Consider the following 22,235-nt stretch of genomic DNA (forward strand, 5'->3'; position numbering starts at 1 on the left):
TTAAGTTGAAAAAGCTAACGTTTGAAAATATTGCTAATTTTTTTCTGAAAAACTTCTTTCAGGGACTTGTCATTATTGGTCCTATCGGATTGACAATGTTTGTCATTTGGTATGTAGTGACTTCTATAGACAATATTATTCCATCGGTAGCTAAAGAGATTCCAGGACTGGTTTTTATTTCAACCATATTATTTACAGCACTTTTAGGATATTTAGGGAACAAATTTGTTGTGGGCAGGTTCTTTTTCGACGCGATGGACCGTCTTCTTGAAAAAACTCCCGGCGTAAAGCACATTTATACCCCAACAAAAGATGTCATGTCTTCATTCGTTGGAGATAAGAAAAAATTTAACGATCCCGTATGGGTAAAAACCAACGAAAATCCTGAAATCTGGAGAATCGGTTTTCTCACCCAGAAGGAAATGGCTGATGTAGAAAAACACAATTATGTAGCGGTTTACCTGCCGCATTCTTACGCCATTTCGGGATGGGTAATTGTTACGGAAGAAAAAAACATCAAACCTGTAGTGGGAATGACAGCAGCTTCTGCAATGAAATTTGCGGTGAGTGGCGGCGTTGCAGGATTCCACTCGGATGACAATATATTTAAAGCTCCTGAATAGTCAGCTCTTAAATATCTTTTGATGAATTTGAATTTATTTCAAATAAAATTTTCTTTACAAAAACAATCTAATAAATACTATCATGAATTTACCGTACGCGGAGCCTTTCCGCATCAAAATGATTGAGGAAATCCGTCAGTCAACAAGAGAAGAAAGAGAACAATGGCTTAAAGAAGCAAACTATAATTTATTTAATCTAAAATCTTCACAGGTTTTCATCGATCTTCTTACCGATTCCGGGACAGGAGCGATGTCCGACAGACAATGGGGCGCATTGATGATGGGTGATGAAAGCTATGCCGGATCGAGATCTTTTGAACAACTTCACCAAACCGTACAGAATATTACAGGTTTTAAATATCTTTTACCAACACACCAGGGAAGAGCTGCAGAAAATGTACTTTTCTCCGTTCTCGTAAAAGAAGGAGATGTAATTCCCGGAAACTCCCATTTTGATACCACAAAAGGACACATTGAATTCAGAAAAGCCCATGCCATTGATTGCACCATTGATGAAGCATTCGATATTAATGATCTTCATCCTTTTAAAGGAAATATTAACCTTGAAAAGCTGGAGGAAGTTTATAAAAGCCACCCAGGAAAAATCCCTTTCTGTCTTATTACCATTACGTGCAATTCTTCCGGCGGACAACCTGTTTCTCTGGAAAACATGAAAGCAGTAAAAGAACTTTCTGACAAATATGGAGTTCCTGTTTTCTTTGATTCAGCGAGATTTGCAGAAAATGCCTATTTCATTAAGAAAAGAGAGGCCGGACAGGAAAACAGAACTATCAAGGAAATCTGTAAAGAAATTTTCTCCTACGGAGATGGGATGACCATGAGTTCTAAAAAAGACGGACTGGTAAACATCGGAGGTTTTATCGCTTTAAATAATGAAGAAGTTTTCAGAAAAGCTTCCAATTTTACCATTATTTACGAAGGATTTATCACTTATGGCGGAATGGCCGGGAGAGACATGGCAGCTTTAGCAGTAGGTCTCGATGAAGCGACAGAATTTGCTTATTTAGAAAGCAGAATTTCACAGGTGGAATATCTTGGAAATAAACTAATAGAATATGGAATTCCGGTTCAGAAGCCAATCGGCGGACACGCTGTGTTTATTGACTCTCTTAATTTCCTTCCAAAAGTTGACCGTTCGGAATATCCGGCACAAACCTTAGGACTTGAGATTTATAAAGAAGCAGGCATCAGAACAGTAGAAATCGGAACTTTACTGGCAGACCGAGACCCTGAAACAAGAGAAAACCGTTATCCAAAACTGGAACTTGTGCGTCTTGCAATCCCAAGAAGAACCTACACCAACAACCATATGGATTATATTGCCGCAGCAATCAAAAACGTGTACGAAAGACGCGATGAAATTGCAAAAGGATATAAAATTACCTGGGAGCCTGATCTGTTGAGACACTTCACCGTTCGATTGGAAGAAGCATAAAATAAGCGGTTCGGGCTCAAAACTTCGTTTTGAGCCCGAACCATATATAAAAGACTACGTAAATTATTTTTTAGAAATTCTATACAGCTTCCCACTATCTGTTATCGCGTACAAATTGCCATCACTTCCGTTCAAAACATCACGGAAACGCTCTTTTTCATCAGCGAGAAGCCTTTCTTCACCAACCACTTTGTTATCTTTCATGACAATACGGTTGATATGTTCACCGCTAAGGCATCCTATCATCAGATTTCCTTTCCACTCATCGATATTTCCGGTGTAGAAAGTCACGCCGCTTGGTGAGATCACAGGATCCCAATAATAAACAGGTTGCTCTGTCCCCGCTTTTTGGGTAGTTCCATTATTTATTTTTTCTCCTGAATATTCAATTCCATACGTCACATCTCCCCAGCCATAGTTCTTACCGGCTTTTATTAAATTAATTTCGTCTCCACCTCTTGGTCCCATTTCAACATCCCAGAGATTTCCGTTGGGATCAATGGCCATTCCTTGAGGGTTCCGGATTCCATAGGCATAAATTTCAGGCTTAAATCCTGCTTTTCCGATGAACGGATTTCCCGGTGCGGGTTTACCATCTTTTGTAATTTTTAAAATTTTACCTAAATAATTATCTGTTCTCTGGGCATACACTCTCGTCTGCTTGTCAGATCTTTCGCCGGTGCTAACAAATAAATTTCCGTCTTTGTCGAAAGCTAGCCTGCTTCCGTAGTGTTTATCGCCATTATAGGTAGGAGTTGCCCGGAAAATAACCTGTACGTCTGAAATATTCTTTAAATCCTGAGATAGCTTTCCTTTTCCAACAGCAGTATGATTTCCCTTTTCATAGGGTTCCGAAAAGCTGAAATAAATAATCTTGTTCGTTGCGAAATCCGGATCCAAGGCTACATCAAGCATTCCACCCTGCCCTTTGTCATCGACTTTGGGAAAACCTTCAATTTTTGAGATCTGCTTTCCATCTGATGAAACCACATTCATATACCCTTTTTTATCGGTAGTTAAAAATCTTCCGTCCGGCAAATTAATGATCCCCCAAGGCTTTCCAAGATCTTTGCTAAGGATTTCAACCTTATAAGGAGTTGTGGTTTTTACGGCTTTGATTCTGGTCTGTCCGGCAAAAGCAGGTTTGTACTCCGGTGAGTTAGGAGCGTTTGTTTCTACGCTTCCGTCGCTTCCAATCTGTTGGGCATTAATCTTACTTTCTTTACAAGATGAAAAAATTAAAAATAAAGTTATTGCTGAAATATAAAATTTATTGATTTTCATACCATTATATTAAGTGATTCCGCTAAATAATGGAAAAATAATGCCATAAAATTTGGTAGTTTAAATTTTTATTCTACATTTGTAGAAAGAAATATCAAACCGTAGAATATGAAAGAAATAAAATTGACAGATACTGAAAAAGACCTTATGGAAATACTTTGGGAAAAAGAAAGGGCTTTTATGAAAGATATTTTGGAATCACTTCCTGATCCAAAACCGGCAACAACGACTGTCGCCACGCTGCTCAAGAGAATGCAGAACAAAGATTTCGTTGGCTACACACTTTATGGAAATTCCCGCGAATACTTTCCGAAGATCGCTAAGGGTGAATATTTCAAGGAAGAAATGTCTTCTATGATTGACCGTTTTTTCAATAGCTCTGTGACGCAGTTTGCTTCGTTTTTTACATCAAATGCTAAACTGTCACAAAAAGAACTGAAAGAACTCCGGGAAATAATTGATAAACAAATTGAGGAAAAATGATTTACATTTTAAAAATAATACTGTGTTCCTCATTGCTTATCACTCTGTATTTTACATTTCTGCAGAAGGAAAAAATGTACCGGTTTAACAGATTTTATTTACTTTTTTCGCTAATTTTCTCATACGCTGTCCCTTTTATTTCAGTTACATCAGAAAACCCAAAACCAGTTAATGGACTACAGACAACACTTGAAGTAACCACAAAGGTTTTAGATCTTACTCCTAAACAAGAGAGTTTCAACTGGACAAATCTCCTTTGGATGTCGTATGGAATAATAACTGTGATCCTGTTAATAAAGACCATTTATTCCATTTCAAAGATTAAAAATATAAAAGGTAAAAAAATAGGGTATAAAAATCAAAAGATTGTTCTGACTGATGAAAATATTCCTCCTTTCAGTTTCTGGAAAACGATTTACATCGGGAAAAATTATCTGGTAAACAACCAAATTGATCCCCGGATTTTCATTCACGAAAAAAGCCATATCGACCAAAAACACAGCCTTGATCTTTTATTCATTGAAATTTTGAAAATTTTTACATGGTTTAATCCTTCTCTTTTTTCTACAAAAAAGCCATCGTCACCAATCATGAATTTCTGGCAGATGAATCTGTACTAAAGAAAAATTTTAACGTAAAAGATTATCAGCACCTTATTCTTGATGAACTCATTTCATCTAAAAACTATAACCTTATTCATACATTAAATTTTAACAACACCAAAAAACGATTTATTATGATGAACACCAAAAAGTCTAAACTGACAAACCTCAAAAAAGTAGCCGTCGCGCCTGTTCTGCTTCTTGCATTCGGACTATTTGTGCAGAAAACATATGCAAATCCTATTGAAAAAATCATTGAGGAAACGCAGAATAAAAGTTCAGAACCCCTGAAAGACTCTTTTTCTGAAGATACAGGAAGGGTATTTGACGATTCTGAAAATAAAGTTTTAAATCAACAAATTAAAACACAAGGAACACAAATTGAAAATACAAACACCAGAAAAACCGTTCAGGATACAATTCGCCCAAAAGAAGGTAAAAATACAAATCTAAAAGAGGAAACAGCAGCCAGGAACACAGAAACAGTAACATCTAAAGACGATGTGACATTACTTCCACAGTATCCCGGAGGATTTAATGCATTGAGAACTAAGATTTCAAAGCTATTTGACGCATCAAAAATGAATGCTGACAAATCTAAGAAATTCAGTAGAACTGAACTTACCTATACCGTTGATGAAACAGGAAATGTTATCGATGTAGACGCCACCGGAAATGATGAAATTTTCAACATTGAAGCAATTTCAGCATTAAAAAAAGCCAATGAAAATGTTGTCTGGACACCTGCAGAAAAGGACGGAAAACCTGTTCGTTATCGAATGAAGATCCCATTGGCTATGTCTTTTCAATAAATCATTAAACACTCATTGCGAGTGTTTTTTTATTTCAAATATTTTAGAATTTTTCTATACGTACAATTTTTTCTGAGGTATCGAATACTTTTCAATGTCAAATATTTCTTTCGTACTTTTGTATGTAAGATCACAATTTTCTATGCAATTCAAACTTCAATCAGAATATAGACCCACCGGAGACCAGCCTCAAGCCATCGAAAAGCTTACCGAAGGCGTAAAAATCGGTGAAAAATATCAGACCCTTTTGGGAGTTACCGGTTCCGGTAAAACCTTTACGGTAGCCAATGTTGTACAAAATGTACAGAAACCAACTCTGGTTCTGGCCCATAATAAAACCCTGGCAGCACAGCTGTTCATGGAATTCAAGGAATTTTTTCCTGAAAATGCGGTTGAGTATTTTGTGAGTTATTACGACTATTATCAACCGGAAGCGTATATCGCAACGACCGGAACTTATATTGAAAAGGATCTCAGCATTAATGAAGAAGTTGAGAAGCTAAGACTTTCAGCCACAGCAAGTTTACTTTCAGGGAGACGAGATGTCCTGATTGTAGCCTCTGTATCCTGCATTTACGGTATCGGTAATCCAACAGAATTCCACAAATCCCTGATATCTATCGCTATTGGAGAAAAAGTAACCCGCACAGCATTATTACACGCATTGGTTAATGCTTTATATTCCAGAACCTTAAACGAATTCCAGAGAGGAACATTCAGGGTAAAAGGAGATGTAATTGATGTATTTCCAGCGTATGCCGATAACGCTGTGAGAATTCAGTTTTTTGGAGATGAAATTGAAAAAATTCAGAGCTTTGATCCCGTTTCCGGAAATGTAACTTCTAATTTTGAGCAAATTCAGATCTATCCGGCCAATCTTTTTGTAACCTCAAAAGAAACTTTAAATGGCGCCATCCGGAATATTCAGGATGACCTGGTAAAACAGGTAGATTTTTTTAATGCTATTGAAAAACCGCTTGAAGCTAAAAGACTACAGGAAAGAACAGAGCTGGATCTTGAAATGATCAAAGAACTGGGATATTGCTCCGGAATTGAGAACTATTCAAGATACCTTGATGGCAGATTGCCGGGCACAAGACCTTTCTGCCTTCTTGACTATTTTCCAAAGGATTATTTAATGGTTATTGATGAAAGCCACGTTACTGTTCCACAGGTTCACGCGATGTACGGAGGTGACCGGAGCAGAAAAGAATCTCTGGTAGAATACGGATTCAGACTCCCTGCTGCTATGGACAACAGACCTTTGAAATTTGAGGAATTTGAAGCCATTCAGAACCAGGTTATTTATGTTTCGGCGACACCCGCAGATTATGAACTGGAAAAAACAGGAGGCGCCTATATAGAACAGATTATACGTCCGACCGGTCTTTTGGATCCAGTTATCGAGATAAGACCGACCATTAATCAGATTGATGATTTAATGGAGGAAATTCAAAAAAGAGCTGATCTTGATGAAAGGGTTCTGGTTACAACCCTGACTAAGAAAATGGCTGAGGAATTGACGAAATATTTCACGAAATTCGGAATCAGGACCAGATATATCCACTCTGATGTTGAAACCCTTGAGCGTATTCAGATCATGCAGGACCTTAGAGTCGGGCTTTTTGATGTTTTGATCGGAGTTAATTTATTGAGAGAAGGATTGGATTTACCGGAAGTTTCCCTGGTTGCCATTCTGGATGCCGACAAAGAAGGTATGTTACGAAGCCGTCGTTCCATGATCCAGACCGTGGGACGTGCCGCCCGAAACCTTAATGGTAAAGCCATCATGTACGCCGATAAGATCACGAAATCGATGCAGGCTACATTGGATGAAACGGAGTATCGTAGGGCAAAACAAATGCAGTATAACGAAGAACATGGCAAAGTACCTGTTGCCTTGAACAAGAAAATTTCTGAAAGCTTAGTCGGAAGAACAAAAGATTTCCCGGACGAAAAATATACCCAGAAGGAAATTCTTCAGAAAGTTGCAGAAGCGAAAGCCAGCTACACAAGCGAAGATATCGAAAAGGTAATCGCACAAAAGCAAAAAGAAATGGAGTCTGCAGCAAAAAACCTGGATTTCATTAAAGCAGCAAAATTGAGAGACGAGATTGAAGCTTTAAAAGCATAAAAACTTCGGCGGCACCTTTGGTGCCGCCGAAGTTTTTAAAACCAGTATGTTTTGTTTTTATATTTCTCATAATTCACACTTCCTCCCCGAATCGGAATTAGCAGATCCATCAAGCCATTTAATTTTATCTCATAGATGGTGGACAGCTGCATTCCCAATTTTCCTTTGGGCATTCCCTTTCGGTGAAACCATTCAAGATAGCTAATAGGCAGATCGGCCAAAATTGTTCCTTCATATTTTCCGAAAGGCATTTTAACCTCGCAGATTTCTTTTAATATTTCGGGGTTTATTCCGTATTCCATTTTATACTAATAAATCTATTTTTTCTTCAAGTTCATCATCCTTGTTTGGCAGCTTCAGATCTGGTGTATCGTCTTCAGAAAATTCGTTTCTGTATACCTGAATCAGCAACAGTGTAAGAGAAATAAGAATTGGCCCAAAAACCAACCCCATAAATCCAAAGAGATTCATTCCCATAATAATTCCGAAAACAGTATTTAAAGGATGGATATCTTCCAACTTTTTTAGAAGAGTAAAACGCAACACATTATCCGTCAATCCCACGATAACAAGACAATAAGCAGCTAACCCCAATCCGGTCCCGGTATCTCCTTCAGCAATCATGTAAATACAAATCGGAACGTAAATTATAGCCGCTCCTACAACGGGAATCATGGATGCCGCAGCAGTTAAAGCAAAAAGCAAAACCGGACTTGGCGCTCCGAAAATAAAATATCCTATCAGCGCGACAATTCCCTGCCCGAGAGCTACTACAGGAATTCCGATGGCATTTGCCATGATCAGCTTTCTCATTTTTTCGCCGATTAGCGATACATTTGATCTTTTCAAAGGTGCGGAGGACGACAATATCCTTTCAAAAAACCTTGGCTTTTCGAGCATAAAATAAAGGATAAAATACATCGACAAGACAACCGTTAATGTATTGAATGTCCCGCTCAATGCTTTGGTAGAAAACTGTCCGACATTGCTCTTAAGCTTATCCATATTTTCTTTGCTTAAGATATCAAATCCTATCTTAGAATAAATATAGGTATGAATTTTTTCCAGAAACACATTAAACTTATCCATGTAAGCCTGTGCATTTCCCAGTTTTTCAATTAATAAATCTCCGATAAAGTAAATCGGAAGGATAAGAATAACCAGACTTGCAAACATTAAAGCCAATGAAGAAGCCCAGGGTTTCCACTTTTTTTCTTCCTGCAGATAAAAATTATACTTTCTGCAGACAACATAAATGGTAATGGCTCCTAAAACAGAAGGAATGAAAAGGGCGAGATTGAAACAGATCAATCCTGCCAATACCAGAATAATCGCAATCAGCGAAACCTGCTTTATTTTTACACTGCTTATTTGCTCTTGTTTATTCATTATTTATTTAGCATTATTTGTCTTGGTTTTCCAAGGTAAGCGCAGTATGCAGAATACATTACTGCCATGATAAACGGAGCCGTCAAAATAACTCCGATAAAGCAAAGGACAACCCCTGCCATAGAAATCAAAAACCCAAGAATGGTAACACCAAGAAAAGTGCCGTAATTTTCTTTAACAATAGAAAAAGATTTTCCGATCGCATCTGTAGCAGAAGCATTTTCAAACAATAAGATCGGATAGCCCAGCATTAAAAACGGATAAACAAAAACAATAGGAATTACACAAAGTGAAAGTGCTACTGTTGAAATAATTCCTGACAATAATGCATAAATCAAAATGTTTACAAAGTTCTGTCTATAGCCAATGAAAAGATCCGAAAACTCAATCGGATTTTTTGTATTGTATTTATTGATCATGTAGATCAGACCTACATAAAGAGGGGCAAGCAATAATCCCAAAAGCCCGGACAATGTGAGATACAAAGGAAACCCCGGAGCATTCCAATAGTTGAAATCATAATTACCGCTTTCTCTCATTTCTTCCATCATTGATGCAGAATTGAACCCAGTAATAGTCTGGATCACAAAACCTAAAAGGAGATAAACAATCATTGCGATAATGGCATAAAGGAAAACGCCTTTATACATTTCGAAGGCATGCGAAATAATCGATCCTGTATTTCTTTCCGGAACAGAGCCTTGCTGTTCAAATTCACTGAATTCTGACATGGTGTTTATATTTTAATGTTGTTTCTACCAAATTTAATTTATTTTGACAGAAAACGCATTAAAAACTCAGTCAAAAATTAATTTTTCTCTGAAAAGATAACTTTATACAACGAATAGATCATTGCATTCCAGAACGGAAAGGTAAAAAGTCCTCCTATAAAAAACAGTGCAAAACCGATATATTTAAACAAAACAGCAACCATAATGCATACCAGAATTTCCAGGAAATACATTCTAAGTGCTTTAAAATTTAAAGACAATGATTCCAAAATACTTTTATTCATAAAGAACATCATAGGAGCGACAAACATCGTAATGGAAACCCAAACCACCCCCAGAATAATCGTCTGAATACTGTATGCAAAAATGAAATACCAGAAAATGTAATACCCGATGTATCTGAAAAAATTCAATCCGTTGTAACCCACAAATAAATCTCCCAGCTCAATTTTTTCACCAAGATCCATCTTCCTGTAAATCTGATAAAAGCCAAGATTTAGCGGATACAGAAAAATATTCGTTCCCATCATCCACAGCGAAAAGTTCTGAAAATTTTCCGTCGAAAGAAGTTTCTGAAGCTCTGCCGTATATACCTGAACGCCTTCTTTAGCATATTTTGCGGTTTCCAGATAGCCGGTCAAAATACCATATTTGGCGTCGCAGAAAAACAATATGGTCATCATAATTCCGAAATACATGATGGAAAACATCAGCTGAAAAACCAATGTTTTATTCCAGTAGAAAAATGCCTGCTTCAGTATAAAATCCAATCCCGGTTTCTGTGGATATTTGTTTTCCATAAAAAAATTTTGTGCAAAAGTAAACATCAATAATTACTTTTGCGGAATGTTTTCAGTGAATCATCAAAAATTTATGGAAATGGATGAACTTTCACTTCAGAAAGTTCCTTACTTTTTCATTGTAGATTTCCTTGCGCAGCATGTTGAAATATTTAAAGAAAATGAAATTGAAAAATCAGGCTTATTAATTGATTTTCAAAACTTTTCAAACGTAAAAAATCAGCACGCATTATCTAAAAATGTGGAATGGAAATCATTCCCGGAAACCTTGGAAAGCTTTAAAAAAGGCTTTGATAAAGTTCAGAAAAATATTCACCTGGGAAATTCATATCTGGTAAATTACACCCGTAAGACAAAAATAGAAACCAACCTGAGACTGGAAGAAATTTTTTATCATTCTACCGCAAAATATAAGGCGTATTATAAAGATTTTTTTGTATTTTTTTCTCCTGAAACGTTTGTGAAAATCATTGATGGTAAAATATTTACGTATCCCATGAAAGGAACAATCGATGCTTCTCTGGAAAATGCGGCGGAAATTCTCAGGAATGATAAAAAAGAAAAAGCGGAACATTACACAGTGGTTGATCTGCTAAGGAACGACCTCAGCATGGTGGCAGATGATGTGAAAGTTGATAAATTTCAGTATATTGACTTCATTAAAACCAAGCAAAAAGATCTGTACGCCATGAGCTCTGAGATTTCAGGAAACATCAAGCCTGAATTCGACGGTAAGCTGGGCAGCATTATGGAAAAAATCCTTCCCGCCGGATCCATCTTAGGCGCTCCGAAGCCAAAAACACTCGACATCATTCTGGACGCGGAAGGCTATGAAAGAGGCTATTATACAGGAGTTTGCGGCTGGTTTGACGGTAAAAACCTCGACAGCTGCGTGATGATACGATTTATTGAAAAAGAAGGCGATGAACTTTATTTCAAAAGCGGTGGTGGCATAACCCACATGAGCAGATTAGAAGACGAATATCAGGAAATGAAAAACAAAATCTATGTCCCAATTCATTGAAAGTATTAAGGTAGAAGATCAGGAGATTTTTTTATTAGATCTCCATCAAAAACGTGTAGATGCAACATTTGCCCATTTCGGAAAAGAAGGCAGTATTGATCTTGCAAAAATTTATGAGCATCTTGAGCATGATGAAGACGGGCTTTTTAAACTAAGAATTGTATACAGCCTGGACAAAAAAATCCGGACTCAGATGATTCCTTATGCTATTCCGGAAATAGAGAACTTTCAGTTGGTGGAAAACAACAGTTTCGACTATTCTTTTAAGTTTGAAGACCGTAAAGAACTGGAAAAGATGAAAATGAAATCTAAAGCTGAGGAAATCATTATCGTTAAAAATAACCATATAACCGATACATCCTACTCAAATCTGCTTTTTCTTAAGGGAAAAGACTGGTTTACCCCAACTTCCTATCTTCTTAACGGCGTGCAAAGACAAAACCTCTTAAGAAAAAAAGAAATAAAGGAAACCGAGATCACTCTCCAAAACATCAAAGAATTTTCTCATTTTCAGATCATTAATGCTTTAAATGACTTTGATGAGAATTTCATTTATCCTATTGACAGAATTATCAATCTGCCAGGAAATGAAGAATATGCAGATCTTTAGTTTTCTTTAAGGTAATTAAAATAGGCTTTCTGTATATCCGCATTATTTCTGCCATACGTATTGACTTCTAATATTTTAGGCTGAGCATCAGGTTTGAAGAAATTCTCAAGCACCCGGTCTAAGGTTGCCTCCTCGTCTACTTTCGTATAAGAAAAGCCGAAATGTTTAGCCAGAAACTCTGCATTTTTATGGTGTTTCGTGGCGATAAATTCGTCCAGCGTATTAGGGTTGGCATTTCCTGGTCCTGGAATAATCTTAAAAATATTTCCTTCCCCGTTATTAAAGATCATAATTCTTACAAATGGCGGAATATATTGATTCCAAAGACCATTAATATCATAAAAGAAGCTAAGATCTCCTGTAATCAGTAAAGTAGGTTCAGAATTTTTTATCGCAAAGCCCATAGCCGTTGAAGTTGAGCCATCAATTCCGCTCGTCCCCCTGTTACAGTAGATTTTTCTCTTCCCGTAATCAAACAGCTGGGCATACCGTATCGCAGAACTGTTGCTGAAATGCACATTATAGTTCTCCGGAATCATCTGTGACGTTTTATTGAAAAAATAAAAATCAGAAAATTCGACCGTGCTTAGGAACTTCTCATGCTTTGCATCCTTTTTATCCCTCAGCACATCCCAGAGATTAAAGTATGGACTTGGCTCAAGATTAATGAATTTCAGCAATTTAGAAAAGAAAACTTCTGGTTTTACTTCCACTTTTTCCGTCAATGCAAAATACGTGTCCGGCTGCCACACCTCATCCAAGTGCCAGTGCTGTTTTGGGCGTGCTTTTCTGAGAAACTGCTTAACTTTTTTAGAAACCACATTCTGTCCTACGGTAATCAATAGATCGGGAGCATACAACTGAAAATCCTCTTCCGTAAAATTGAAAACATAGCGGTCAATATGCCTGAAGAACTTTTCATGATGAAGGTTAGAATTCGCTTCACTTAAAACCACTACAGAATGATTTTTCACCAGTTGAGTCAGCTGATTCTCAAGTTCCGGGCTATAATCCCTTGTACCTACAAGAATCATGATTCGCTGTGAGGTATTCCAGTCTGCCACCAGGTTAGATGGGATTTCGTATTCTTTTTGCTTTAATGTTTTTTCTATGGTAGGGAAAGTCGGCAACTCCGAAACAAGCTCATATAAAGGCTCTTCAAGAGGAATATTGATATGAACAGGCCCCTGCTTTTCGATACATAATTCAATAGCTTTCTTGATCGTATCAAAATTAAGGTCTTCCGCATTTTCTTTACTGTCTTCCAGCAATTGGAAATCTCCGTAAGAATGCTGATGAAAAAGATTATTCTGTCTGATGGTCTGTCCATCGAAAATATCCACATAATCCATTGGTCTGTCAGCCGTTAACACCAAAAGTGGAATATTGGAATAAAAAGCTTCTGTGATGGCAGGATAATAATTAGCCGCCGCCGAACCGCTGGTACACGTTATTGCCACAGGCTTCTTTTCGCTCATCGCCATCCCCATTCCTACAAAAGCCGCGCTTCTTTCATCAACAATACTGAAACAGTTGAAGCTGTCTGTTTCCGAAAAATGAATGGCCAGAGGGGCGTTTCTGGATCCCGGTGAAATGATAATATCTGAAATTCCGTATTGCTGAAGAAGGTGTGCGAGTATCTGAATACTTCTTTTAGAAGAATATTTTTTCATAAAGCAAATTTAGCGGATAAATGCTTAACACGAAAAAGAATTTAATTTAAAAATCTGTAATTTAGCCGTTCGTTAAATTTCTAAAAATGGACAAAATACCTAGTGTAGACCTGCGTGATTTCCTTTCGGGTGACCCGGAACGCAAACAGAAATTTGTAAATGAAATCGGAAAAGCTTATGAAGAAATTGGTTTTGTTGCCTTAAAAGGCCACTTTCTTGATGACAAATTAGTAGAGGAATTGTATGGAGAGGTAAAGAACTTTTTTGAATTGCCAACGGAAACGAAACAGAAGTACGAAATTCCGGGGATTGGCGGACAAAGAGGCTATGTAGGATTCGGTAAGGAAACTGCTAAAGGCTTTAAAAAAGGAGACTTGAAGGAATTCTGGCATTTCGGACAATATGTGTCTGATGATTCCAAATACAAAGACGAGTATCCTGATAATGTAATCGTTGAAGAACTTCCGAAATTCAACGAAGTGGGTAAGGAGTCTTACCAGATGTTGGAAAAAACAGGACAGTATGTTCTGAGAGCTTTGGCACTCTATCTTGGGTTGGATGAATTTTATTTTGATGATAAAATTGCAGAAGGAAATTCGATCTTAAGACCGATCCACTATCCTCCGATCACGGAAGAGCCGAATGATGCCGTAAGAGCAGCAGCTCACGGAGACATTAATCTCATCACTCTTTTGATGGGATCCCAAGGAAAAGGACTTCAGGTTCAGAATCATAATGGTGAATGGATCGATGCGATTGCCGAACCGGATGAACTGATGATCAATGTAGGAGATATGCTTTCGAGACATACCAATAACAAGCTGAAATCGACGATTCACAGAGTGGTAAATCCGCCAAGAGAACTGTGGGGAACTTCAAGATATTCTATCCCGTTCTTTATGCACCCGGTGAGCTCAATGTCATTGAATGCTCTCGGAAACTGTGTGGATGAAGATCACCCAAAATTGTATGAAGACACTACCGCAGGAGAATTTCTCCACGAAAGACTCATCGAATTGGGACTGATCAAAAAATAATATTGAAAACCGGGTATGTAGCCCGGTTTTGCTTTTAAAGGGCAGCATGAAATTTTTCTGTTAGAATCTTCCTGTATTTTTCAGCTCTTACGGTATCTTTTTTGTAAATCCAAAAATCATAAGAACCTCTGAAGTAATATTCCTGGCATTTTGCCGGCAAATACTGGTTGATTTCATCCTCATCGGTATGCTCCACAATTTCATATTTCGGAAGTTGCAGATTGAGTAATTTCCGATGTAATGAATATCTGCGCAGAATATCATAATCTACCCATGAATTACACGAGAAGGTCGCTATATCTTTTTTAAAATACTTTTCAAAATAATAAAGCATCAGTTCTTTTTCTGTATTATCCATTTTGCTCCTCCCGAAACTCATAAAAACGGTAAAAAACCACTGGTCTTTAGCCAACCTCTCGATCTCTTTATAATGAATATCTTCTCTTCCGGATGGCGAATGATTTAGCCTTTCAGCCTTTTTGAGCGCATCTCCTAAATACATCTCTGAAGTACGTATAAATCCTTTAGCATCATTGTTTTGATAATACTTCTGGTACTCAGATATCTTTAATATTAAATCACTATACAACCGATGATTGACATAATCATGTAGAGCACTTTTATCTCCTGTAAACGTTACAGAATCCTGCTTAAGATGTATGCCTAAAGATTGCTGAGGGCTTAAAAACAGGTAAATATTTCTCTTTGTTTTCTTATCATTATTATAAAAGAGAGAAATGTGCTTCAATTCATCTTTCGCGGCGATTGTTTTCTTCTGATTAATTCCTACATCAGCTTTTTTATTGTCATATTCAATTTGTATAGGAAAGCGGCTGTCATTTGTCACCGTTATTTGCTGGGCCTTTCCCATGCAGGAAAGCAGAAGCAGCAAAAGCAGCATTTGGCTGTTTAATCTTTCATTTGATATCATGAGGTAAACGTAAGTAAAATATTTAAATATTTAATATACCACTTTGTATTGATATATTATTTTTTTGTTTAACTTTACATTACTATCAAATTTTTAACTAAAACAATATGAAAAACCTAAAAAAACTAAGCAAAGGCCAGTTAAAAAACATTAAAGGAGAAGGTATTACACTTCCGGAACCTGAATATTGCATGTATGCATGCGGAAATGTGATCATCTGCGCCACGTGCAGTAAAGATTTCAAATGCCCGGAGGTTGATACGATGTAAGAACACATTTTATCTAATCTATATGAAAGCCGTTCCTTATTGGGAGCGGCTTTTATTTTTAAGATAGCAGGAGACAGAAAGCGAAATTTGGTCAGGCTGCCTCAAAGAATATGTTAGGCTAAAGCCAAATATGTTCGATTATTGTAAATGGACTAAAGCCCATTCCTATTGATTTTTTGATGTCTTTGTTGACTCCAAAAAGAAGAGTGAATGCAATAAAAATCTGCTTAATCAGCTCAATCAGCGGGAGTATCTTCCAAAAGCCTAATTTCTACTGTTAAGTTCCAGCAAAGGGTCAATATATTCCCTGTCGTTGCTCAGTCGGGGGACTTTATTCTGTCCTCCCAATTTACCTTTCGATTCGAGCCAGCAGTAGAAAAGATTGGGTCTGGCAATATGCACGATCGGTCTCTTAAGCGTCATATTATTATAACGTTTTGCCTCATAATCTGAGTTGATCGACTTCAGGTGATTATCAAAAACATCAATGAAAAGTTCCAGATCATTGGGCAGCTGGCAGAATTCGAAAATCCATTCGTGGGCGCCGCCCTCGTTTTCCTTCATGAAAACGGGAGCTCCCGTAAAGTCGGAAATAGCGGCTTTCGTTTCTTCGCAGGCTTTTGCCAGGGCAGATTCGACATTGGTGATCATCAGCTCTTCTCCAAAAGCATTAATATAGTGTTTCGTTCTTCCCGTGATCTTTATCCTGAAAGGATTGGTAGAGGTAAATACCACCGTATCTCCGATAAGGTACCTCCACAATCCGCCGTTTGTTGTAATGACCATGGCATAGTTCTTCCCGGTTTCCACATCTTCCAAACTCACGACTTTCGGATTGGAAAGATGAAACTGATCCATCGGAATAAATTCATAAAAGATTCCATAATCCAGCATCAACAGCATTTCGTCGCTGTTTGAACGATCCTGAATGCCAAAAAAACCTTCTGAAGCATTATAAATTTCGTAGTAATTGATCTCTTTTCCGATGATCTGCTTATACTGCTCCTTGTAGGGCTTAAAGCTGATGCCGCCATGAAAGAAAACCTCCAGGTTTGGCCACAGTTCTGAAATATTATTAATATCCGTTTCCCGGATCACCCGTTGCAGGAGCACCATCATCCAGCTCGGAACCCCCAGAATACTTCCCACATCTTCATTTTTCACTTCTGAAGTGATAGCCTTCAGCTTGCTTTCCCATTCTCCCATCAGCGAAACCTTTTTGCTTGGTGTGGTGGTGATTTCTACCCAGAATGGCAGATTATCGATGAGGATTGCCGAGAGATCACCAAACTTGGTATTGAAATCCGCGTACAGCTCTGAGCTTCCTCCGAGTCGCAGGTTTTTGTAATTGAACAGCTGATTTTCAGGGTGGTTATTGGCATAGATGGATACCATATCTTTTCCTGCCTTCATGTGACAATACTCCAGGCTTTCTGCAGAAATGGGAATGAATTTACTTCTGGCATTGGTGGTACCTGAAGACTTGGCGAAATGTTTAATATGGCCGGGCCATGTAATATCTTTCTGGCCCTGTCTGGCTTTTTCGATATAAGGCTCAATCTCTTCATAAGTCACCACAGGAACTTTATTTTTAAAGTCCTGGTAGCTGGAAATAGAATTGAATCCGTACTTTTTACCGTACTCTGTATCCTCTGCATGAAACAGCTGGGAAAATAAGATCCCGTTTTGTGTTTCGATAGGATGATCCATAAAATTCTGAATCTGGTCTATCCGCTGACGGATAAACCAATTGACCACCGTATTGAAAAGTGCTTTCGTTGCCATTCCAACAAATATAATAATATTTGCCATTTTCAGGGAATTTTTTATTATGATAAATTATAGATAAAGTTCAAATATCATATTCCGTGTAACGAGGTCCGGATTTTTAATAAACGACCACTACCTTAGCCCTGATTGCAACGAAAATCCCGGAGTGGAGCGGCTCAGCCGCGTAATGAGGAATTGCAGTGGAAAGCAGGTTCCCGGCTCCTGAAAAAGATAATCCGAAAATGTAACGTTCATAAAAAACAAAACCGCTACAGCGACTGTAACGGTTTTTATATAAGATATTGATTTTCTTAGCAGTATTCATCATAAGCAGCCTGAAGGTTTGCTGCAATAGCGCCTGCAGGATTTCCTTCAATGTGATGTCTTTCCAGCATGTGTACCAGCTCACCATCTTTGAAAAGCGCTACACAAGGAGAGCTTGGCGGGAATGGCGCAAGGTGTTTTCTGGCTTCCACTACGGCTTCTGTGTCGAAACCTGCGAAAACAGTCGTCAGGTGATCCGGCTTTTTATCTCCTGTTAATGAGTAAACGACACCCGGTCTTGCTGCTCCGGCAGCACATCCGCATACGGAATTGATTACTAAAAGAGTAGTTCCTGACTGCTTCAATGCCTCTTCTACTTGCGTAGGAGTGGTCAGGTCTTCGAAACCTTTATCTGTAAGTTCAGCCTTCATCGGCATTACTAAATCTGTTGGATACATATTTTTTGTTTTTATTAAGCTACAAATTTAAGCAATTCTTTAGTTTTCTTCAATATATAAAAACTATCGGTGCTTTTGGTAAATGAAATGAGTAACAACAGCGGGCCTTCGACTTCGCTCAGGCGCCGCCATTCGACTACTTTTCGTCGCTTCGTAGAATTCCATATACCCTAACCGAAGGGAACGCTCATACTCTCAAACCCTCACACACCACACACTTTTGTCATTGACTACGTCGAATCTGTGATTTCCGTAGGAATCTCGGCATAGCGGGTAACGTCAGCTTTAATTTTAACGCTATGTCCGCAAGAGATTTATATAGTATGTATATTCTTTTGAGCGCAAAGGTACTTCGACAGGCTCAGCATAAACTTTAGCACTCAGCAAATGATGGCGAATCTTAATAAACTCTCATAACCACCCCTCAAACTCTCAAATCCTCCCACGCAACGGTGGCTGAGGTCACTCGCAGCCACCAGTCCTTCAAGTGTATGTGGGCCTTCGACTCCGCTCAGGCACCGCCAGTCGATCGCTGTTAAATTCCCCTCCTCCGGAAATCGAGGGACGAGATTCGCCGAAACAAAAATCAATTATAAATATTGAGGCACTGGTGGCGGAAATTCCAACGGAATTTGCGACGGGGTGGTTTGTTACGCTATTGGAATGCAAAGCATTTGCTTTAACCATGGTTTACTTCTGCAGTTTATCGATTATGATGGTAATATTAAAAATGGCATACGTTCAATGGTGGCTTCGACTCCGCTCAGCCACCAATCTCGGAATCTTTCTTAAACCACCCCGTCAAAAATTCTTTGAATTTTTGCCACCCCTCCAAGGGAGGGGAATTTTGTGCCGCTTTAAACCCTTCAGTACTACCACTCTCAAACTCTCCAACCTCTCACACACTATCAACACTTTTGTCATTGACTACGTCGAATCTGTGATTTCCGTAGGAATCTCGGCATAGCTTTTAAGTTAACATGGAAAGATTCGTGTTTAGATCCCTACGGGATGACAAGCTGGAATGATAAACGTTCACACTCCACAACCCTCAAACCCTCCCTCTCAACAGTGGCTGAGCGGAGCCGAAGCCAAAACTCCAGCCGGGAAAGATTTCCCAACCGGAGTAACACACTGATGAAAATACCCATCTTTATGATGGAATGATGGTTTGTTCTTGCGTTGATATGATGTTCTCTTATGCAACATCATCTTACCGCCCGTAAGGGGATGGCACTTAGCACCGTAAGTGTTACCCACTTAGGTGGCTAAGTGGAGGTCACTTAGGCACGAGGTAAGCATCTTATTTTACACTACCGTTAATTCACGGTCGAAAGTAGTGATGCGGGATTCTTTTAATAGATAACTGCCGGTGAATTGGGTGACAATTTCTAATTGATACGTTCCCGCAGCCAATGCCGGAATCACCACCATAACCTCCGAAGGATTGTTAGTAACGATATCACTTTGCTCTACTTTGGTTCTTCCCTGTGTTGCGGTGTCTACGAAAAAGATTCCTACCGAAGCATCATCACCGGTAACTTTGATCTTGCTTCCCATAATCTTCAGGTTTCTACCCGGAGTAAGCAGATCATTTACCGAACCACTCTTCACATCCGTTACCTGTAAAATGACCGCAGAAGATTCGGCGACGCCTAAGATATTCACCTCGATGTTGGGAATCTCTGCGCGTAGCTTTTCTCCCTGGTTGAACTGGAAGATGATGCTGTGTTTGTCTTTGTTAAACGTCTCCGACGGGCTGTCGAATACTCCGCGGATGGTGGTGCTTGCAGTAAAGTAGCCGGTATTGACTGAAAAGCCATCACAAAGCTGGTAGGCCATTTCTTTCAGGAAGAGCTCAGTGGCGTGCTCCATAGAAGAGGCGGAGATGTCTGCCCCGCCACGGGATACCGCTGCCTGGCAGATCTGCTGGACATTAAGGCTGCGCTCGCTTGCCGTACGCGCTGTGAAATCATTGGGATTGTCTTTCGTTAAAACGTTATCGTACAGATACGCTTTGATGCGGTGAAGAATTGTTGCCATAATTATTTTATTTAAAAATGTTTGTTGATTTGAAAAAACTCACAGATTTCAGAAACCTGTGAAGTTTGATTCAATTATTTTATACGAAGTTGTGCATTGTAAGTGATAGATATTCTCATATTAATAATGTTATCATTATAATTCCTGTATAGAAAATCTATTGAAATCAGCACCATAAATAGTTTTTCCTGCTACTCCAATAAAATATGTAAATGTAATTGCATCTCCTGCTGTCGCGGAAATTGTTACGCTTGTACAACTTCCTCCGTAATAAGTTGTACTCGTCGGAGCCGCCCAATAACCAACAACTTGTGTTGTCCCATTTTTTGCCACTCTTATTGAAAATTCTTCCCCTTGGTTCCAAGATGAACTTGCAGTAAGCCCACAAAGGCTGATAGAATAGTTTCCTGTTCTTGGTACTGTGAAAGTACTAGAAGTAAAATCATTATTCTGGTCAAAACTTTCAGTAACGGTAAATGTTCCTCCGCCACTGGTCAGTGCCTGCCCATTTGTTAAATATCCATATACCAATGATTTTTTAACTGTACTAGTCAAAGTATTCCATGTCGTGCCATTACTATATTCTATAGTTCCGCCACTAGTTGTAGAATATCGTACTGCTCCCGAACCGGCAGCACTTGCCGTCTGGGTAGTTTCCCCGATCCCAATCGCACCATTACCGGGAGAAGCATTACCAGGATTTTGTCTGGAATCTAATTTGGTAATAGGAGCTGTTGTTCCTATCCCCACTCTATTATTCGATCCATCTACAGAAAGCGTCGACCCAGCCACAGAAAAACCATTGGTTGCCGAAGTAGTAAAATTCAAAGTGTTACTACCTTGTACCACGGTAGTATTCCCAGATAATGAACCGCCTCCTTTGTAAATTCCACCTACTCCTGTGTTAAGATCTGTATTGGCTACGGTACCGTCTGCTATTTTAGCGGACGTTACCGCACTGGAGGCAATGCTCGGTGATGCGGCGGTTCCGGATAAATCTCCAGCTAATTGTACGATTCCCTTGGCCGCTGTCGTCGCATCGGTTACTGAAGCACCGTTAGCCACTTTCTGCCAATTGGTCCCGTCAAAATAGTAATAGCCTGTTGCGGTCACATTGGCGGTCTGTCCTGCGGGCGTTCCGGAGACTGAATTCACATAAACCATCGCACCGGTTTGATTCGTACCATAGGTGTATCCCTGGAGTGCAGACAAAGAAAGCCTTGGGGCAATAATCCCTTCGGGGCTGGTACCACTGCTGATGGCATTCACATCGAGTGTCGCCTGTGGAGTACTCGTTCCGATGCCGACATTACCGGCAGACTTCACCACCATCCTTTGACCATACCCTGATGATGCATTTCTTGTCCAAAACCCTATCCCTGCATAGTTATTGGTGCCATCCCTGTCGATCCCCTGGATCGAAGAGCCGGATGGCGCCGTCGGATCTGTGCTGGGAACAAAATCAATGGAGGCAAACACCGAATTGGTACTATTCAGATTATTAAGAACAATATTTCTTGCAGTATAAGACTGGCTGCAAGCAAGCCAGCAATTATTAATGGAAAAAATTCCGGCATCCACCGAAGCTCCTCCATTCAATGTACTTACCTGGAGAAAAGATTTAGGAGCAGCAACCCCTATGCCTACTCTATTATTAACGGCATCTACATTTAAAGTCGTTCCGTCTACCGTAAAATGGCTGGTTCCCGCACTTGCTGTAGAAGTAAAAGCCATGGTATTGGTCCCTTGTGTCACAGTTGTATTCCCGGATAATGAACCGTCTCCTTTGTAAATCCCTCCTACTCCCGAAGCTAAATCTGCGTTGGCTACAGTCCCATCTGC

21 protein-coding genes and 1 pseudogene are annotated in these 22,235 nt (G+C 39.1%); 10 read left to right on the top strand and 12 right to left on the bottom strand.

Translation table 11 applies throughout. The features are described from left to right. Window positions 1-5: 5 nt before the first annotated feature. Together BMW64_RS11510 and BMW64_RS11515 are read left to right on the top strand one after the other, a co-directional pair. Entirely contained in the window at window positions 6-623 is a 618-nt protein-coding gene (locus BMW64_RS11510; RefSeq protein ID WP_090000100.1) for a DUF502 domain-containing protein, read from the top strand. A gap of 82 nt (window positions 624-705) precedes the next feature. Beyond that, on the top strand, window positions 706-2,079 hold the full coding sequence (locus BMW64_RS11515; RefSeq protein ID WP_090000101.1) for a tryptophanase: 1,374 nt from the start codon (window positions 706-708) through the stop codon (window positions 2,077-2,079). Between the two features lie 63 nt (window positions 2,080-2,142). Here the strand turns inward: BMW64_RS11515 and BMW64_RS11520 are convergent, their stop codons facing one another. Continuing rightward, window positions 2,143-3,363, bottom strand: coding sequence for a PQQ-dependent sugar dehydrogenase (locus tag BMW64_RS11520; RefSeq protein WP_090000102.1), 1,221 nt, complete (start codon window positions 3,361-3,363; stop codon window positions 2,143-2,145). Between the two features lie 108 nt (window positions 3,364-3,471). Between BMW64_RS11520 and BMW64_RS11525 the strand changes: the two genes are divergently transcribed. The 4 genes from BMW64_RS11525 (at window position 3,472) to uvrB (ending at window position 7,394) form a co-directional block, all read left to right on the top strand. Next, entirely contained in the window at window positions 3,472-3,846 is a 375-nt protein-coding gene (locus BMW64_RS11525) for a BlaI/MecI/CopY family transcriptional regulator (protein ID WP_090000103.1), read from the top strand. Next, window positions 3,843-4,466, top strand: a complete 624-nt coding sequence (locus BMW64_RS11530) for a hypothetical protein (protein ID WP_143052685.1) — start codon at window positions 3,843-3,845, stop codon at window positions 4,464-4,466. Before BMW64_RS11525 ends, BMW64_RS11530 begins: the two co-directional genes overlap by 4 nt. A gap of 116 nt (window positions 4,467-4,582) precedes the next feature. After that, window positions 4,583-5,260: an energy transducer TonB gene (locus tag BMW64_RS11535; protein WP_090000105.1), complete on the top strand. Its 678-nt coding sequence runs from the start codon at window positions 4,583-4,585 to the stop codon at window positions 5,258-5,260. A 142-nt stretch (window positions 5,261-5,402) separates the two neighbouring features. Beyond that, a complete protein-coding gene (uvrB, locus tag BMW64_RS11540) occupies window positions 5,403-7,394 on the top strand; it encodes an excinuclease ABC subunit UvrB (RefSeq protein WP_090000106.1) in 1,992 nt (663 codons plus the stop codon). Window positions 7,395-7,429: 35 nt separating this feature from the next. On the opposite strand, the gene BMW64_RS11545 is transcribed toward uvrB, so the two are convergent. The 4 genes from BMW64_RS11545 to BMW64_RS11560 form a co-directional block, all read right to left on the bottom strand. Further along, a complete protein-coding gene (locus BMW64_RS11545) occupies window positions 7,430-7,684 on the bottom strand; it encodes a DUF3820 family protein (protein ID WP_090000137.1) in 255 nt (84 codons plus the stop codon). 13 nt (window positions 7,685-7,697) lie between these two features. Then, window positions 7,698-8,783 carry an AI-2E family transporter gene (locus tag BMW64_RS11550; protein WP_090000107.1) on the bottom strand — a complete coding sequence of 362 codons (1,086 nt, stop codon included), beginning with the start codon at window positions 8,781-8,783 and terminating at the stop codon, window positions 7,698-7,700. Further along, window positions 8,783-9,514 carry a beta-carotene 15,15'-monooxygenase gene (locus tag BMW64_RS11555; protein WP_090000108.1) on the bottom strand — a complete coding sequence of 244 codons (732 nt, stop codon included), beginning with the start codon at window positions 9,512-9,514 and terminating at the stop codon, window positions 8,783-8,785. Before BMW64_RS11555 ends, BMW64_RS11550 begins: the two co-directional genes overlap by 1 nt. Before the next feature lie 77 nt (window positions 9,515-9,591). Continuing rightward, entirely contained in the window at window positions 9,592-10,314 is a 723-nt protein-coding gene (locus tag BMW64_RS11560; protein WP_090000109.1) for a hypothetical protein, read from the bottom strand. Between the two features lie 46 nt (window positions 10,315-10,360). On the opposite strand from BMW64_RS11560, the gene BMW64_RS11565 reads away from it, so the two are divergent. After that, entirely contained in the window at window positions 10,361-11,338 is a 978-nt protein-coding gene (locus tag BMW64_RS11565) for an aminodeoxychorismate synthase component I (RefSeq protein ID WP_090000110.1), read from the top strand. Then, on the top strand, window positions 11,322-11,948 hold the full coding sequence (locus tag BMW64_RS11570; RefSeq protein WP_090000111.1) for an aminotransferase class IV: 627 nt from the start codon (window positions 11,322-11,324) through the stop codon (window positions 11,946-11,948). The genes BMW64_RS11565 and BMW64_RS11570 overlap by 17 nt, the downstream gene beginning before the upstream one ends. Here BMW64_RS11570 and menD read toward each other — a convergent pair. Next, window positions 11,945-13,621 carry a 2-succinyl-5-enolpyruvyl-6-hydroxy-3-cyclohexene-1-carboxylic-acid synthase gene (gene menD / locus BMW64_RS11575; RefSeq protein ID WP_090000112.1) on the bottom strand — a complete coding sequence of 559 codons (1,677 nt, stop codon included), beginning with the start codon at window positions 13,619-13,621 and terminating at the stop codon, window positions 11,945-11,947. The genes BMW64_RS11570 and menD overlap by 4 nt on opposite strands. Before the next feature lie 86 nt (window positions 13,622-13,707). Here menD and BMW64_RS11580 point away from each other — a divergent pair, with 86 nt between their 5' ends. Continuing rightward, on the top strand, window positions 13,708-14,658 hold the full coding sequence (locus BMW64_RS11580; protein ID WP_090000113.1) for an isopenicillin N synthase family dioxygenase: 951 nt from the start codon (window positions 13,708-13,710) through the stop codon (window positions 14,656-14,658). 34 nt (window positions 14,659-14,692) lie between these two features. On the opposite strand, the gene BMW64_RS11585 is transcribed toward BMW64_RS11580, so the two are convergent. Beyond that, the gene (locus BMW64_RS11585) at window positions 14,693-15,589 is read right to left on the bottom strand and encodes a hypothetical protein (RefSeq protein ID WP_090000114.1); all 897 of its coding nucleotides are present in this window, start codon (window positions 15,587-15,589) and stop codon (window positions 14,693-14,695) included. Between the two features lie 107 nt (window positions 15,590-15,696). On the opposite strand from BMW64_RS11585, the gene BMW64_RS20685 reads away from it, so the two are divergent. Then, window positions 15,697-15,858 (top strand): bacteriocin-like protein, encoded by a 162-nt coding sequence (locus BMW64_RS20685; RefSeq protein ID WP_177175275.1) that lies wholly within the window; start codon window positions 15,697-15,699, stop codon window positions 15,856-15,858. Between the two features lie 264 nt (window positions 15,859-16,122). On the opposite strand, the gene BMW64_RS11590 is transcribed toward BMW64_RS20685, so the two are convergent. The 5 genes and pseudogenes from BMW64_RS11590 to BMW64_RS20690 all read right to left on the bottom strand — a co-directional run. After that, window positions 16,123-17,643, bottom strand: coding sequence for a GH3 auxin-responsive promoter family protein (locus BMW64_RS11590; RefSeq protein ID WP_090000138.1), 1,521 nt, complete (start codon window positions 17,641-17,643; stop codon window positions 16,123-16,125). Window positions 17,644-17,746: 103 nt separating this feature from the next. Next, window positions 17,747-17,956, bottom strand: a complete 210-nt coding sequence (locus BMW64_RS11595; RefSeq protein ID WP_143052686.1) for a hypothetical protein — start codon at window positions 17,954-17,956, stop codon at window positions 17,747-17,749. Then, window positions 17,940-18,350 carry a BrxA/BrxB family bacilliredoxin gene (locus tag BMW64_RS11600; RefSeq protein ID WP_090000116.1) on the bottom strand — a complete coding sequence of 137 codons (411 nt, stop codon included), beginning with the start codon at window positions 18,348-18,350 and terminating at the stop codon, window positions 17,940-17,942. The genes BMW64_RS11595 and BMW64_RS11600 overlap by 17 nt, the downstream gene beginning before the upstream one ends. A 1,308-nt stretch (window positions 18,351-19,658) precedes the next feature. Next, on the bottom strand, window positions 19,659-20,393 hold the full coding sequence (locus BMW64_RS11605) for a DNA-binding domain-containing protein (protein WP_090000117.1): 735 nt from the start codon (window positions 20,391-20,393) through the stop codon (window positions 19,659-19,661). 135 nt (window positions 20,394-20,528) lie between these two features. Further along, window positions 20,529-22,235, bottom strand: a pseudogene (locus tag BMW64_RS20690) (hypothetical protein); the annotation flags it as partial.

The sequence above is a fragment of the Chryseobacterium taichungense genome, assembly GCF_900109935.1.
In the GTDB taxonomy this organism is placed as follows: domain Bacteria; phylum Bacteroidota; class Bacteroidia; order Flavobacteriales; family Weeksellaceae; genus Chryseobacterium; species Chryseobacterium taichungense.